Annotated in this window: 7 protein-coding genes and 1 tRNA gene; 3 read left to right on the top strand and 5 right to left on the bottom strand. The window is 71.6% G+C overall.

Annotated elements, in window-relative coordinates:
• Nucleotides 1-149: 149 nt before the first annotated feature.
• The 5 genes from ACIHIX_RS33240 to ACIHIX_RS33220 all read right to left on the bottom strand — a co-directional run bounded on the left by ACIHIX_RS33240 (nt 150) and on the right by ACIHIX_RS33220 (nt 13007).
• Nucleotides 150-9944, bottom strand: coding sequence for an amino acid adenylation domain-containing protein (locus ACIHIX_RS33240; RefSeq protein ID WP_399962732.1), 9795 nt, complete (start codon nt 9942-9944; stop codon nt 150-152).
• Nucleotides 9945-10125: 181 nt separating this feature from the next.
• Nucleotides 10126-11451 (bottom strand): sensor histidine kinase, encoded by a 1326-nt coding sequence (locus ACIHIX_RS33235; protein ID WP_399962730.1) that lies wholly within the window; start codon nt 11449-11451, stop codon nt 10126-10128.
• Nucleotide 11452: 1 nt separating this feature from the next.
• Complete coding sequence (locus ACIHIX_RS33230; protein ID WP_399962728.1) at nt 11453-12106, bottom strand: response regulator transcription factor; 654 nt, start codon at nt 12104-12106, stop codon at nt 11453-11455.
• Nucleotides 12107-12228: 122 nt separating this feature from the next.
• Nucleotides 12229-12882, bottom strand: a complete 654-nt coding sequence (locus ACIHIX_RS33225; RefSeq protein WP_399962726.1) for a response regulator transcription factor — start codon at nt 12880-12882, stop codon at nt 12229-12231.
• Between the two features lie 48 nt (nt 12883-12930).
• Nucleotides 12931-13007, bottom strand: a tRNA-Thr gene (locus ACIHIX_RS33220).
• 215 nt (nt 13008-13222) lie between these two features.
• Between ACIHIX_RS33220 and ACIHIX_RS33215 the strand changes: the two genes are divergently transcribed.
• The 3 genes from ACIHIX_RS33215 to ACIHIX_RS33205 all read left to right on the top strand — a co-directional run bounded on the left by ACIHIX_RS33215 (nt 13223) and on the right by ACIHIX_RS33205 (nt 15775).
• Nucleotides 13223-14311: an ABC transporter ATP-binding protein gene (locus ACIHIX_RS33215; RefSeq protein ID WP_399962724.1), complete on the top strand. Its 1089-nt coding sequence runs from the start codon at nt 13223-13225 to the stop codon at nt 14309-14311.
• Nucleotides 14312-14527: 216 nt separating this feature from the next.
• Entirely contained in the window at nt 14528-14971 is a 444-nt protein-coding gene (locus ACIHIX_RS33210) for a hypothetical protein (protein ID WP_399962722.1), read from the top strand.
• A gap of 72 nt (nt 14972-15043) precedes the next feature.
• Entirely contained in the window at nt 15044-15775 is a 732-nt protein-coding gene (locus ACIHIX_RS33205) for an NDP-sugar synthase (RefSeq protein WP_399962720.1), read from the top strand.
• The last annotated feature ends 13 nt before the right edge of the window (nt 15776-15788 follow it).

Genomic DNA, 15788 nt, shown 5'->3' with positions numbered 1-15788 from the left:
CGCGTAGATCTCCTCACAGCGGTAACAGCTTCGGTTCGGCAGCACGAACAGAGCGTCAAAGGACAGAAGTCGTAAAAGGGGCGTCCCAGAGCGGGCGCCAGGAAGGGAAGAAGAGAAGAGAAGAGAAGAGGAAGGGTGAACTGGTGTGATCAGTGGTGGTCGTCGGCGAACTCGGACTCGAGAGCCTCGATCTCGTCCTGGTCGAGATCCAGCAGCGCGAAGTCGGAGGGGGTGTGGCCGCCGGCCGACGGGTCCGCGGTGTGCGCGGCGACGCCTTCCAGCAACTCCAGCCAGGCCAGGCCCAGACACTCCGCCCGGCTCTCGTCGAGCAGCCCTGCGGGCCAGCTCAGCGTGAGGGTCAGCAGCGGCCCGTCCGGGGTGTCCGCCACCAGGGCTCCGGCCTCCAGCGCATGCGCCACCGGCATGTCGGGGTCCGCCGTACCGGCCATCGCCGCGCCGCCGGCCGTCTGCCAGGCGCGGACCGGTCCGTCGTCCGGCCCGGCGGCGGCGAACCGGCCCAGATAGTTGAAGCCGATCTCCGGTACGGGCAGATCCGCCAGCAACCGTGCCGTGTCCGGGTTCGCCCAGCGCAGCAGACCGTGTCCGAGGCCGTCCCCCGGCACCGCCTGCACCTGCTCCTTCACCCGTTTGACCAGCGCACCGGCGGAGGGACCGCCGACCGCGGCATCGTCCAGATCCAGATCCGACACGTCCAGCAGCAGCGGATGCACCGCCGTGAACCAGCCCACCGTCCGGGACACGTCCATGCCCTCCGCCAACGGCTCCCGGCCGTGCGCCTCCACATCCACCAGCAGCCCACCGTCACCGGCCTCCGGACGCCGGCGCGCCACGGCACCCGCCAACGTCGCCAGCAGCACCTCGTGCACACCGCAGTGGAAGAGCGCCGGGGTACGCCCCACCAGAACGGCACCGCGCTCGGCGGTCAGCGTCCACTCACGGCGGACGAGAGTCCGGACGGTGTCACGACCCGGATCCAACACCCGCGCCCCAACCACCGACAGCCCACGGCCCCCGCCCCCCTGCGCCCGGCCAGCCCCGGCCACCTGCAACCCGTCGGCACCGACCGCCCGCCGCCCACCAGCTCCGACCACCCGCGACCCATCAGCGCCAGCCACCCGCGACCCGCCGGTCCCGGCGACCTGCAACCCGTCGTCCCCGACCGCCTGCAACCCGTCAGCCCTGACCACCCGCGGCCCGTCAGCGCCAGCCGCCTGCAACCCGTCGGCACCGACCGCCCGCCGCTCATCAGCCCCGACCCCCTGCAACCCGTCAGCCCCGACCACCCGCGACCCATCAGCGCCAGCCACCCGCGACCCGCCGGCACCGACCGCCTGCAACCCGCCGGTCCCGGCGACCCGCAACCCGTCGTCCCCGACCGCCCGCCGCTCATCAGCCCCGCCCACCAGCGACCCGTCAGCGCCAGCCGCCTGCAACCCATCGGCACCGACCGCCTGCATCCCGTCAGCCCCGACCACCCGCCGCCCATCAGCCCCGACCGCCCGCGACCCATCAGAGCCAGCCACCCGCAACCCGTCGGCACCGACCCCCTGCAACCCGCCGGTCCCAACCACCCGCGACCCGTCGGCCCCGACCGCCTGCAACCCGTCGGCCCCGACCACCCGCCGCCCACCAGCCCCAACCACCCGCGACCCATCAGCGCCAGCCGCCTGCAACCCGTCGGCACCGACCGCCTGCATCCCGCCGGTCCCAACCACCCGCTGCCCATCAGCCCCGGCCAACCGCTGCCCATCAGCCCCGGCCAGCAGCTCCACCCACCCGTCCAGCTCCGCCACCCGCTCCGCGCGCAGCGCCGACCGCTCCAACTGCCGTGCCCAGGAACAGAAGGAGGTGCCACCCGACTCCAGGACGCCCTCCGGCCTCCGTCCCACGGCCACGGCCTCGCAGGCCGCCCGCAGATCCGGCATCAGCACCCGCCACGACACCCCGTCGACCACCAGGTGATGCGCCACGACGACCACCCGGCCGACGCGGCCCGGTCCGGCGTCCACCCACACCGCGCGCACCATGACACCCGCCACCGGGTCCAGCGCCGCGACCGCGGCCCGAGCCGCCTCCCCGGCCACGTCGTCGAGACCACCGTCGGGAACACCGACGGCGTCCACCCGCACCACCCGGCCGGAAAGGTCCACCGCGTCGGCCTCCGGCACCACCAGCACCGGGCGGCCGTCGGCCCCGCGCCGCACACCGCCCCGCAGCATGGGGTGCACGGCCAGCACCGCCGCCAGCCCCGCCGTCAGCACCTCCGTCCCCAGCCCGGGGGGCGCGCCGACCGCCATCCACTGCGCGAACCCCGCCCGCAACGCGTCCGCACCCAGGGACCGCATCACCGGCGTCCACGGCACCTCACCGACGCCGCAGTCCTCGGCCTCCTCCGCCCTGTCCCCGGTCATGACCGCCACCAGCGCCAGCCGCTCCGGTGTCTTCTCCTCGAAGACCTGCCGAGGCGTCACCACCCACCCGGCCCGCCGCGCACGGGACGCCAGCAGCATCGACATGATCGAGTCACCGCCCAGCTCGAAGAACCCGTCCCCGACCCCGACCTTCGCCAGCCCCAGCACCTCGGCGAACAGCTCGCAGAACGCCTTCTCCGCGGAGCTCTCGGGCGCCCGCACATCACTCGCCGCGACCTCCGGCACCGGCAGCGCGGCCCGATCCACCTTGCCGTTCACCGTCAACGGGAACGCGTCGAGCACGACAACCACCGACGGCACCATGTACTCCGGCAACCGAGTACCGGCATACGCCCGTACGTCCTCACCCTCCACGCCACCGACGACGTACCCCACCAGACGGCCATCCCGCACAACCGCCACCGCCCGCTCCGCCCCCGGATGCGCAGCGAGAACAGCCTCGACCTCACCCAACTCCACCCGGAACCCACGGATCTTCACCTGCGCATCCGCACGCCCCACGAACTCCAGCTGGCCATCGGCCGTCCAACGCGCCAGGTCGCCGGTGCGGTACATCCGACCGCCCTCACCGAACGGGCAGGCCACAAACCGCTCCGCCGTCAGGTCAGGACGGTTCACATACCCCCGCGCCAGACCACCACCAGCGACATACAACTCACCCACCACGCCCACCGGCACCGGCCGCAAAAACGCATCCAGCACAAAGGTGCGGACATTGCCCAAAGGCCGGCCGATCGCAGGCGGAGCGTCCTCACCCGAGACACCCTCCTCCAACAACACCGCAGTCGTGATCACGGTCGCCTCAGTCGGCCCGTACGTGTTCCAAACCCGAGCACCCGCACGCCACTTCGCCGCCAGCCCCGCCTCAAGCCGCTCAGCGCCCAGCACCCAGTTCCCGACACCGGCCACCGCCCCCGGCTCCAACGCCCCCAGCAGCGACGGCACCACACTCGCCACCGTCACCCCGGCTTCCTGAAGCATCCCGGCCAGGGCAGCGGGGTCCAGCCGCTCCTCCGAGGTGGCAATCGCCAACGTGCCCCCGCCCGCCAGCGTGACCGCCACATCCAGCACCGCCGCGTCGAAACTGAACGACGCGAACTGCAACGCCGTGACACCAGGCTCAACACCCAGAACGGGACGCATCACAGAGGCCAGGTTCGCCACGGAGGCGTGCGCGACGGCTACTCCCTTCGGCCGCCCCGTCGAGCCCGACGTATAGATGACGTACGCCAGCTGGTCGATGCCCACCTCCGGCAGCACACCGGAGTCACTCACCACCTCATCCAGCAGCACACCCACCGGCACACGACCGGCCGTCTCCTCCGCGACCAGCACCACCTCGGCCCCGCTGTCGGCGACCATGAACGCCAGCCGATCCGACGGATACTCGGGATCCAGCGGAACGTACGCCCCACCGGCCTTCCACACCCCCAAAATCGCCACGACCATCTCAGCCCCGCGCGGCAGACAAAGCCCCACCCGCGACTCCGCCCCCACCCCACGCGCCACCAACCCACGCGCCAACGCATCCGACCGCGCATCCACCTCCGCATACGACAGCGCACGGCCCCCCGACCACAGCGCCACCGCCCCCGGAGCCCCAGCCACCCACCCCCGGAACCGCCCCACCACCGACGACGTATCCACGTCCCGCCCCGTGGCGTTCCACTCCCCCACCACCGCAGCCCGCTCGGAGTCGTCCAGCAGATCCAGCGCGCTCAGCCGCACCAGCGGATCGGCCGCCACCTGCTCCAGCACCCGCACCAACCGACGGGCCATCCGCTCGGCGGCGGGGCGGTCGAAGAGGTCGGCGCGGTGGTCGAGGCGGATCTCCAGGCCGTCGCCGGGGGTGACACCCAGGGCCAGCGCGAAGTTGGTCGACTCGCGAAGTTCCGTGGCCTTGAGCGCGAGGTCTGCGCCGAGAGGCTGGGCGTCGAGGTCGCCCGGGTAGTTCTCGAAGGCCAGCAGGGTGTCGAAGGTCGCGCCGGGGCCCGCGGCGCGCTGTACCTCGCTCAGCCCCACGTGCTGATGGTCGAGCAGCGCCGACTGCCGTGCGTGCAGTTCCGTCAGGGCCTCGCCCACCGAACGGGCCGGGTCCAGATCGACGCGCACCGGCAGGGTGTTGATGAACAGGCCGAGCATCGTCTCCATGCCGGTGAGCTCCGCCGGGCGTCCCGCCACCGTCGCTCCGAACGTCACCGCGCGCCGGCCCGTGAGCTGCCCCAACACCAGCCCCCAGGCCAGCTGCACCACCGTGTTCAGGGTCACGCCGGTGCCACGGGCGAGCCGCTCCAGATCGCGCAGCAGGTCGACGCTCGTGCACTCGGTGACCCGGTCCAGGACGACGGAGGCCGCCGCGCTCGGCTCGGCCGGGGCGACGAGCACCGACTCCTCCACCGGCGCCAGTTCGGCCCGCCACGCCGCCAGCGCCGCGGTCTTGTCACGTCCGGCGAGCCACGCCCAGTACGGGCGCGACGACACCGGCGTACCGAGCCCGTCCGCCCGGCCACCGGCCGCGTAGAGCGTCCACAACTCCCGCAGCACCAGCGGCAACGACCAGCCGTCCAGCAGCAGATGGTGGAGCGTGACGACCATCCGCGACCGCGCCACGCCGGCCACGCCCTCCCGGACCAGCGCCACCCGCAGCAGCGGCGGTGCCGCCAGGTCGAACCGCGCGGCCCGCTCCGCGAGGCCCACCTCGTCGGCCGCGGTGCCGTCCAGGCCCGTCACATCGACCTCGCGCCACGGCAGTTCGGCCCGGTCGACCACGACCTGCACAGGCCCCGCCGCGCCCGCGACCTGGACGAATCCGGCCCGCAACGCTGTGTGCCGGTCGAGCAGCGTCTGCCAGGAGGCGCGCAGCCGGGCTCCGTCCACTTCGCCGTCGAGCGTCAGGACGAGCTGCTCGACATAGACGTCCACGCCGTCCTCGTCGAAGAGGGAGTGGAACAGCAGGCCCTCCTGGAGCGGCGCGACGGGGAGAACGTCCACCAGTCCCGTGACCGCCGCCTCGATCTCCTCGACGCCCGCCTGGTCCAGTGCGACCAGCGGGAAGTCCGACGGCGAGTGACCACCCGCCCCACGCCGGACGTCCTCGACCAGCGTGGCGAGCCGGTCCGCCCACGCCTCCAGCAGTCCACGCGCCCGGCCCTCGCCCAGCAGCCGCGCCGGGCAGTCCATCCGCAGCTCCAGCACCGGACCGTCCGCCGTGTCGCGCACCGCGCTCAGCAGCTCCAGGGCGTGCATCACCGAGGCGTCCGGCGCGCTCCCGGCTCCGAAGCCCTCCCCGGCGCCCACTCTCCCGAGGAAGTTGAAGCCGATCTGCGCCGAGGGCAGGTCCGCCAACTCCCTTGCCGTGTCCGGACGGCCGTACCGCAGCAGCCCATAGCCGAGCCCGTCCCCTGGAACGGCCCGCACCCGCTCCTTCACCTCGGGCACCGACACATCGGCGCCCGCCCGCAACCGCACCGGACGCGAGGACGTGAACCACCCCACCGTCCGGGACAGGTCCTGGACGCCGTCCGACAACGGCTCGCGGCCGTGTCCCTCGACGTCCACCAGGAACCCGTCCACCCCGGCCCACGCGCCGACCGCGTCGGCGAGACCCGCGAGCAGCACCTCGTCCGCCCCGGCATGGAAAGCCGTCGGCACGACCGTCAGCAGCGCGGCCGTGACGTCCGCCGGCACCGACACCGACACCTCGCGCACCGTCGCGCCGACATCCAGGGCCGGGTCCAGCGAGACGTCCGTGAGCGGTGCGTGCGGACCGTCCAGCACCGCCCGCCAGGCCGCCAGCTCGGCCACCCGCTCCGGCCGCCCCGCCTGTGCCGCCAACTCCCGTGCCCATGCGCGGAACGGCACCGGAACCGGGTCCCATTCCACGGCCCGCCCCTCGGCGAGGCCCTCGTACGCGGACCACAGATCCGGCAGCAGCACCTGCCAGGACACCGCGTCGACGACCAGATGACAGGCCACCACGACCAGTCGCCCCGCCGCCTCGGCCCCCGCGTCCACCCACACCACCTGCACCATCACTCCGGCCGCGGGATCCAGCCGTCGCACCGCGGCGGCGACCTCCGCCTCAGCCGATGCCGCCGGATCCGCACCGCCGTCCGGAACCCGCGTCACCACCCCCTCGACCGGCACCACCAGCCGCTCGGGCACCACGAGCACCCCGCGCTCGGCCACCAGCCGCGCCCGCAACACCTCATGCCGCTCGACCAGAGCGGCCACCGCACCCCGCAGCGCCTCCTCGTCCAGCCCAGTCGGCGCCTCCACCACCATCGACTGCACGACCTCGCGCACACCGTCAGCGCCGACGCGGTCCAGCACCTCCCGCATCACCGGCGTCAGCGGGACCTCACCCACCGCCGAGTCCACCGGCCGGGCACCACCAGCCGAACCATCAGCCGAACCACCAGCCGCCCCGCCGACCGGACCGCCGACCGCTCCCGCCACCGCGGCCAGCGCCGCAGGCGTCCGCAGCTCGTGCACCTGCCGGGCCCCGACCACCAGACCCGCCCGCCGAGCCCGCGACACCAGCAGCATCGCCGTGATCGAGTCACCGCCCAGCGCGAAGAAGCTCTCCTCCACGCCCACGCGCTCCACCCCGAGCAGCTCCGCGAACAGGGCGCACAACACCTCCTCGCCCGCAGTGGACGGAGCCCGCCCAGCCCGCACCGCACCCTCGGGCACCGGCAGCGCGGCCCGATCCACCTTGCCGTTCACCGTCAACGGGAACGCGTCGAGCACGACGACCACCGACGGCACCATGTACTCCGGCAACCGAGTACCGGCATACGCCCGTACGTCCTCACCCTCCACGCCACCGACGACGTACCCCACCAGACGGCCATCCCGTACGACGGCCACCGCCCGCTCGACCTGCGGGTGAGCGGCGAGAACAGCCTCGACCTCACCCAACTCCACTCGAAACCCACGGATCTTCACCTGCGCATCCGCACGCCCCACGAACTCCAGCTGGCCATCCACCGTCCACCGAGCCAGGTCACCAGAGCGATACATCCGCCCCCCACCCACCTCGAACGGACACGCGACGAACCGTTCCGCCGTCAGGTCAGGACGGTTGACGTATCCACGGGCCAGACCACCACCAGCGACATACAACTCACCCACCACACCCACCGGCACCGGCCGCAAAAACGCATCCAGCACAAAGGTGCGGACATTGCCCAAAGGCCGGCCGATCGCAGGCGGGACGTCCTCGCCGGTGATGCCCTCCTCCAACAACACCGCAGTCGTGATCACGGTCGCCTCAGTCGGCCCGTACGTGTTCCAAACCCGAGCACCCGCACGCCACTTCGCCGCCAGCCCCGCCTCAAGCCGCTCAGCGCCCAGCACCCAGTTCCCGACACCGGCCACCGCCCCCGGCTCCAACGCCCCCAGCAGCGACGGCACCACACTCGCCACCGTCACCCCGGCCGCCTCCACCATGGCCGCCAACGCAACCGCGTCCTGGCGCTCATCGGACGAGGCAATCGCCAACGTGCCCCCGCTCGCCAGCGTGACCGCCACATCCAACACCGCCGCGTCGAAACTGAACGACGCGAACTGCAACGCCGTGACACCGGGCTCGATGCCGAGGACGGGACGCATCGCCGAGGCCAGATTGGCCACCGAGGCATGGGCGACGGCCACACCCTTCGGGCGCCCGGTCGAGCCCGACGTATAGATGACATAGGCGAGTTGACCGGAGGCCACCTCCGGCAGCACACCGGACTCACTCACCACCTCGTCCAGCAGCACACCTTCGCCTACACGACCGGCCGTCTCCTCAGAGACCAGCACCACCTCGGCACCACTGTCCGCGACCATGAACGCCAGCCGGTCGGAGGGGTACTCCGGGTCCAGGGGCACATACGCCCCACCGGCCTTCCACACCCCCAAAATCGCCACGACCATCTCGGCCCCACGCGGCAGACAAAGCCCCACCCGCGACTCCACCCCCACCCCACGCGCCACCAACCCACGCGCCAACGCATCCGACCGCGCATCCACCTCCGCATACGACAGCGCACGCCCCCCGGACCACAGCGCAACCGCCCCCGGAGCCTCAGCCACCCACCCCCGGAACCGCTCCACCACCGAACCCGGCTCAATCACCTGCCCCGTGGCGTTCCACTCCCCCACCACCAGGCCGCGTTCGTCATCCCCCGTCACCCCGACCCGCCGGACCGGCGCCACCGGTTCCCTGACCGCCCGCTCGACGAAGCCGACGAGGGACCGGTGGACCGCCCGGGTCCACGCCTGGTCGTAGAGCGCCGCGTTCGCCTCGACGGTGATCTCGATCCCCGAGGGCGTCCGGTCGATGAGCACGCCGAAGTCCTCGACGACCCGGGTGGACACGTCCCGTGCCACGCCCCGGCAGTCGCCGAAGGCCAGCTCCCCGGCGGGCGGCAGGATGTTCACGTACGGGCCGAAGTGCCAGCGGTCGCCTTCCGGCCAGCCCAGTTCCCGGCGCAGCCGCTCACCCCGGTAGCGCTGGTGTCGGCGCAGCTCGCCGACGGCCTCGTCGGCCGTCCGTGCGAGGTCGAGCAGGCTCGCCCCGGCAGGGACCGGGAACCGCAGGGGCAGCATGTTCGCCCGGGTGAGGCGTGCGCGCAGGTCGGTCTCGGTCACGCGGCCGGTCATGGGCAGGCTGAGGAGCGCCTCGGACGACCCGGCCATGCCGCTCACGAAGGCGCCGGCGGCGGCGACGAGCAGCCGGGACGTCGGCAGGCCGGCGTCGGCCGCGGCGGTGAGCAGCGCGTCCACGGCGACGGGGTCCAGAGCGCCACTCGCGCGCAGCACGGCCTGGCCGGAGCCGCCGGAAAGCCCTGCGACCTCCGCCAATTCCGGACGGTCCGAGAATCGTCCGTTCAGATAACGCCGATCATCCGTGAATTCGGCCGAGTTCCGATACCGCACCTCCTCGTCAAGGGCCTCGCTCAACGAGACGACATCGGCCGGCGGGAATTCACGGCCCGCCACGATCGCGGAATACAACTCGGCAACCCGGCGAGCGATCAGCGTGCACGCATATCCATCGAGGAGAAGGTGGTTATAGCCCTGGAACCAGCAGTACCGATCGGAATCGAGTCTGAAGAGCACGAACGAGTGCAGCCGTTCCGCAAGCGGGTCCTCCACCGCGGCGAGTTCGGCACGCATACGGCCTTCGAGCCACGCCTGCCGATCGCCGTCGGCCTCGTCCCAGTCCTCGAAGCGCAGCGCTCCCGGTCCTCGGTGCCCGGCGTCCCGCGGCACGACCCGCGCCTCACCATCCGCGTCCTCGGTGAAGCGCACGCCCAGGATCTCGGTCTCCTCGACCGTGCGACGCAGCGCGGTCCCGAAGGCGGGCACGTCGAGCGGGCCCGTGATCTCGACGGCCTGCCCGACGCTGTAGAGCGCGCGGGGGCCCGCCAGGCGCTGTGCCCGCCAGATGCCCTCCTGGCTGTCGGACAGGGAAATGCCGCCGCCGGTTCGCTCGCTCATTTTCCGCCCCTCACCCCTAATTCCCTTGCCAAAGGAAAAGAGCTTCCACTCGGGAAGCTCCTGGGAATCTCACCCCGTGGACCGAAAGGCCCGGTGAAACGTCACCTGAATCCGTTCTCGACCGGGGCCGGTCAATCAGAACGATACCTAGCGGACGGCGTCGTCCAACCGGCCGTTCTGGTCACTTGGACGCGGTTGCCGCGCGGGTCTGCGGCCAGACCGCATATCGCTCCCCGTCCTTGACAAGGAGTGGGAAGGAGAGTTCGACGACGAGTCCGCCGGCCGGCCCGGGGCGGGCGGTGAGGGCGGCGTCGTGGGCCGCGGCGATGGCCCGGACGATCGAGAGGCCGAGACCGTGGTGGCCGTCGCCCGCGGTGCGGCTCATACGCTGGAACGGTTCGAAGAGCTGGCCGACGCGCTCCTCGGGGACGGCGGGGCCGGTGTTGGTGACGGTGAGGACGGCGTGCCGGTCGTGGCGGCGCACGGTGACGTCCACGGTCCCGTCGGGCACGTTGTAGTAGGCGGCGTTGTGGACGAGGTTGGCGACCAGCCGCTCCAGCAGGGCGGTGTCACCGGCGACCTGGGCCGGCTCGGTGCGGTCGGCGATGCGTACGCCCTGCCGTTCGGTGCGGGGCAGCTGGGTGAGCAGGACGGTCTCGACGACCTCGGCCAGGTCGACGGGCTCGGTGCGGTCCATGCCCCGCTCGCTGACGGCCAGGGTGAGCAGGGACTCCAGCAGGGCCCCCTGGTGGGTGCTGATCCGCAGCAGCCGCTCGAAGTTCTCGCGGAACGACTCGGCGGTGGCGTCGGGGTCGAGCAGGCACTCCTCCAGGAGGGCGCGTTCCACGGTGAGTGGGGTGCGCAGTTCGTGGGCGGCGTTGGCGACGAAGCGTTTGTGGGACTCCAGGGCGGCTTCCAGCCGGTCGAGGAGGCCGTCGACGCTGTCGGCCAGGTCGCTGATCTCGTCGCCGGGTCCCTCGACGGCGAGGCGCTCATGGACGTTGCGGGCGGAGATGCTGCGGATGCCGGCGGTGACGGTGCGCATGGGGCGCAGCACCCGGCGGGCCAGCAGCCAGCTGAGCGCGACGGAGAGACAGGCCATGATGGCGAGGGCGATACAGGACTGCACGAGCAGGTCGTGCATCTGGGCCTCGTGCATGCGGGCGGCTTGTTCGCGCAGCTGGGCGTCGAGGGCGAACTCGGGTGGCGGGGCGTCGCCGCCGCCCTGGCCGCCGGGTTGTATGTGGATCGTGGGCTGCCCGCCGTCGCCGCCGTTGATCTCGTACTTGACGACGCTGCTGTGGGTGGGCCGGTTGACCAGCAGATAGGTCATGCCGAGCAGGACGGCGCCGGAGGCGATGAACAGCAGGCCGAAGAGGACCGCGAAGCGGACCCGCACCCGGCGCGGGGTCAGGCGCCGGGCCAGGGCGCGCAGCCAGGACGCGGGGGCGGTGCGCAGTGCGCGGTCGCGGGCTCGGGCGAGCCGGGTGCGGAGGGGCGGCGCCATGTCAGACCCGGTAGCCCCGGCCGGGCACGGTCTCGATCACGGAGGCGTCGAGGAGCTTGGACCGGAGCCGGTTGACGGTCGCCTTCACGGTGGTGGTGCCGGGGTCGGCGACCTCGTCCCACACCTTGGCGAGCAGCTCGTCGGCCGGGACGGTCCGTCCCTCGGCGCCGAGCAGATAGGCGAGCACGCCGAACTCCTTGGTGGTGAGGGGCAGTTGGGTGCCCGAATGGCTGACGGTACGGCGTGCGGGGTCCAGGCGCAGGGCGCCACGGACGAGCTCGGGCTGCCGCTCCGGGTGGGCGCGGCGGCCCAGCGCGCGGGTGCGGGCCAGGAGTTCGGGCCAGGCGAAGGGCTTGGCGAGGTAGTCGTCGGCGCCCAGGCCGAGTCCCTCGACGCGGTCGGCGATGGAGGCGGCGGCCGTGAGCATGAGCACCTTGGTGCGCACGCCCTTGGCGGCGAGTTCACCGCAGACCTCGTCGCCGTGCACGTCGGGAAGGTCACGGTCGAGGACGACGACGTCGTAGTCGACCTCCTCGACGAGGTCGAGGGCGGTCGCGCCGTCGTAGGCCGTGTCGACAGCGAGGCCCTGGCGGCGGAAGACTCTGGTGATCGAGTCCGCGAGCTCCGTGTGGTCCTCGACCACCAGTACCCTCATCATTCCCCCTACGAGACACGCGCCACGGACCTCAGGCTGCCGCACCCCCGGTCACACCCGGGTTACCTCCCTCACAGGCTGGCGTACGGCCTCCCGGGTCGCAACAACGCCCGCCGGGGGCCTCAGATCCGGTAGCCGACGTGCGGGAGCGTCTCGATGACCGGCGGGTCACCGAGCTTGCGGCGCAGCCGGCTCACGGTGACCTTGACCGCGTTGCTGAACGGGTCGGCGTCCCGGTCCCAGGCCCGCTCCAGCAGTTCCTCGGCGGAGACGACGGCACCCCCGGCGGCGAGCAGCACCTCCAGGACGGCCATCTCCTTCGGCGACAGCTCCAGCCTGCGCCCGCCGCGCAGCACGGTGCGGCGGGCCGGGTCGAGCTCGATGTCCCCGCGGACGAGGACGGGGGGTACGGCGGGCTGGTCGCGTCTGTCCAGGGCCTGGACGCGGGCGATGAGCTCGGCGAAGGAGAAGGGCTTGGCGAGGTAGTCGTCGGCGCCGAGATCGAGGCCGTCGACCCGGTCGGCGAGCGTCCCGGCGGCGGTGAGCATCAGCACCCGCGACGGACAGCCCTGCCGCACCAGCGCCCGGCAGATCTCGTCACCGTGCACGAGCGGCAGGTCACGGTCGAGTACGACGACGTCGTAGACCCCGCTGGAGGCCCGGCTCAGCCCCTGCTCTCCGTCATGCGCGAGCTCGACCTCCATCGCATGCCGCCGCAGCCCCCTCGCGACACTCTCCGCGAGATCCTTGTGGTCCTCCACGATCAGTACCCGCATGCCCCCACCCTGGCACCCGGCAGGTCACTCAGGGGTAACAACGACTGCTGGAGCCCCCTGTCGGATTCGAACCGACGACCTACGCATTACAAGTGCGTTGCTCTGGCCATCTGAGCTAAGGAGGCAGACGTACGTCTGTCGCGTACGCGCCCGTGCAGTGTACCCAGGTCCCGGCGGAGCCCTCTCGAAAATTTCGACGAAGTTCACATGCCCCGGACTACTGACAGATCCGGCAAACGCCAGGTAGCGTCCCTCCAAGTTCACTCGCGTGGACTACACCACCACCTTCCTACAACGGATCGTCCGGCACGTTCCTGCCGGTAGAAGGGGGCCCATCACCATGGCCACTGTCTCGTTCGACAAGGCGACCCGGATCTACCCGGGTTCCGACAAGCCCGCCGTAGACGCGCTCGACATCCAGATCGAGGACGGGGAGTTCCTCGTCCTGGTCGGCCCGTCCGGCTGCGGCAAGTCCACCTCGCTCCGCATGCTGGCGGGGCTGGAGGACGTCAACGGCGGTGCGATCCGCATCGGTGACCGTGACGTCACGCACCTGCCGCCCAAGGACCGGGACATCGCCATGGTGTTCCAGAACTACGCGCTGTACCCGCACATGACGGTCGCCGACAACATGGGCTTCGCGCTCAAGATCGCCGGCGTGCCGAAGGCGGAGATCAAGCAGAAGGTCGAAGACGCGGCGAAGATCCTCGACCTCACCGAGTACCTGGGCCGCAAGCCGAAGGCGCTCTCCGGTGGTCAGCGTCAGCGTGTCGCCATGGGTCGCGCCATCGTGCGTGAGCCGCAGGTCTTCCTCATGGACGAGCCGCTGTCGAACCTCGACGCCAAGCTCCGTGTCTCGACCCGTACGCAGATCGCGTCGCTCCAGCGCCGCCTCGGCATCACCACGGTCTACGTCACCCACGACCAGGTCGAGGCCATGACGATGGGCGACCGCGTGGCGGTCCTCAAGGACGGTCTGCTCCAGCAGGTCGACACCCCGCGCAACATGTACGACCGCCCGGCGAACCTCTTCGTCGCCGGCTTCATCGGTTCCCCGGCCATGAACCTGGTCGAGGTGCCGATCACCGACGGCGGTGTGAAGTTCGGCAAGTCGGTCGTGCCGGTGGACCGTGACGCGCTCTCCGCGGCCACGGACAAGACCGTCACCGTCGGCGTCCGTCCCGAGCACTTCGACGTGGCCGGCGCGGAGTCGGAGCAGGGTCTCGCGGTCACGGTCAACGTGGTCGAGGAGCTCGGCGCCGACGCGTACGTCTACGGCACCGCGAAGGTCGGCGACGACTCCAAGGACCTCGTCGTCCGCGTCAGCGGCCGTGACGTCCCGGAGAAGGGCAGCACGCTGCACGTCGTGCCGCGCGCGGGCGAGACCCACGTGTTCTCGACCTCGACGGGCGCGCGTCTGTCGGACTGAGCAGAATCCCGGGTAAATCACCCAGGTTGACGACAAGGGCCCCGCAGACGTCTGCGGGGCCCTTGTCGTGCGCGGGAGACGGCCGCCAAATACCCCGGCAGAACGGGCATTTCGAGCCGTGTGCGTCAACCCCTTACCCAATTCGGGGCACCACTTCATCCCCCGAACCGGTGACTAAATGTCGCCAAATCATCACCCCGCGCTACCCTCACACGCGTGAAGCACTCCACTAACCAACAGACGCGACGCGGCCGGGGCCCCGCCCGCCGTATCGGCCGCACGCTCGCCCTTGTCCTGCCCGTCTTCCTGGTGCTCTCCGGAACCCTCGCGGTCACCCGGGTCAACTGGACGGGGAGCCCCTCGGACTCGGTGCTCACCGCCTCCGACATCTCGGCGGCGCGTGCGAAGGCCCGTGCCCCGCAGGACGTGCTGCGTGACAAGCTCCTCGCGGAGCTCCAGGAGGAGAACCCTGGTGTCGCGCTCACCCACCTCCAGGAAGCGGTCAACGACCGTCCCTCCCTCGCGGAGCACTGCGCCTCCATCGCCCGCGCGCTGGGCCGTGCCGCGGTGCGGGTGTACGGCCCGACGCGTGCGCAGTCGTACGCCCGGCCCGTCTGCGACACCTCCTTCGCCACGGGTGTGGCGGCCTCGCACACCTGAGGCGGCTGCCTCCGCGACAGCTGAACGGTCACCGGCAGAAGCCGCGAGCGGGACGCGCCGTACAGTTCGGTCATGACCGATCCGAACGCCGCGTCCCGCCCCGTTCAAGCCGTCGTCCTGGCCGGCGGCCAGGGTTCACGGCTGCGCCCCTACACCGACGACCGGCCCAAGCCGATGGTCGAGATCCCCGGTACGGGGACGCCGATCATCGGCCATCAGCTTGTCTGGCTCGCCGAGGAGGGCGTGACCGACGTGGTGGTCAGCTGTGGCCATCTCGCCGATGTCCTGCAGCAGTGGCTCGACTCGGCCGATCTGCCGGTGAACGTGACGACCGTCGTCGAGCCGGAGCCGCTGGGCCGCGGTGGCGGCCTCAAGTACGCGGCGGCGCACCTCCCGCACCCCGACAGGCCCTGGTACGCGACCAACGGTGACATCTGGACCCGCTTCTCGCTGCGCGAGATGGCGGACTTCCACACCGAGCGCGACGCGGTGGCGACGCTGGCGCTGGCGCGTCCGCGGATCCCGTGGGGTGCCGTGCAGACCGACGGGTTCGGTCACATCACCGACTTCATCGAGGCCCCGCCGACGACGTACGAGATCAACGCCGGCGTGTACGTCTTCTCGCCCGAGTTCGCCGAGATGCTCCCGGAGCGCGGGGACCACGAGCGGACGACGTTCCCCCATCTGGCGCGGGAGCTGCGGCTGGCCGGCTTCCCGATCCCGCAGGGCGCGTACTGGCGGGCGATCGACACGGCGAAGGATCTGACGGAGGCCGCCAAGGAGTTGGCGGCGCTGGGGCGCTAGCAGCAGCCTGTAC

Source organism: Streptomyces sp. NPDC051913 (assembly GCF_044593635.1).
In the GTDB taxonomy this organism is placed as follows: Bacteria; Actinomycetota; Actinomycetes; order Streptomycetales; family Streptomycetaceae; genus Streptomyces.
The sequence above is the reverse complement of the archived record's forward strand: the minus strand, read 5'-3'. Positions and strand labels throughout refer to the sequence as shown.

What these genes read in the sequence shown, in the direction of transcription:
- ACIHIX_RS33240 (WP_399962732.1), bottom strand. Translation starts at nt 9,944, where the DNA reads ATGAGCGAGCGAACCGGCGGCGGCATTTCCCTGTCCGACAGCCAGGAG.
- ACIHIX_RS33235 (WP_399962730.1), bottom strand. Translation starts at nt 11,451, where the DNA reads ATGGCGCCGCCCCTCCGCACCCGGCTCGCCCGAGCCCGCGACCGCGCA.
- ACIHIX_RS33230 (WP_399962728.1), bottom strand. Translation starts at nt 12,106, where the DNA reads ATGAGGGTACTGGTGGTCGAGGACCACACGGAGCTCGCGGACTCGATC.
- ACIHIX_RS33225 (WP_399962726.1), bottom strand. Translation starts at nt 12,882, where the DNA reads ATGCGGGTACTGATCGTGGAGGACCACAAGGATCTCGCGGAGAGTGTC.
- ACIHIX_RS33215 (WP_399962724.1), top strand. Translation starts at nt 13,223, where the DNA reads ATGGCCACTGTCTCGTTCGACAAGGCGACCCGGATCTACCCGGGTTCC.
- ACIHIX_RS33205 (WP_399962720.1), top strand. Translation starts at nt 15,044, where the DNA reads ATGACCGATCCGAACGCCGCGTCCCGCCCCGTTCAAGCCGTCGTCCTG.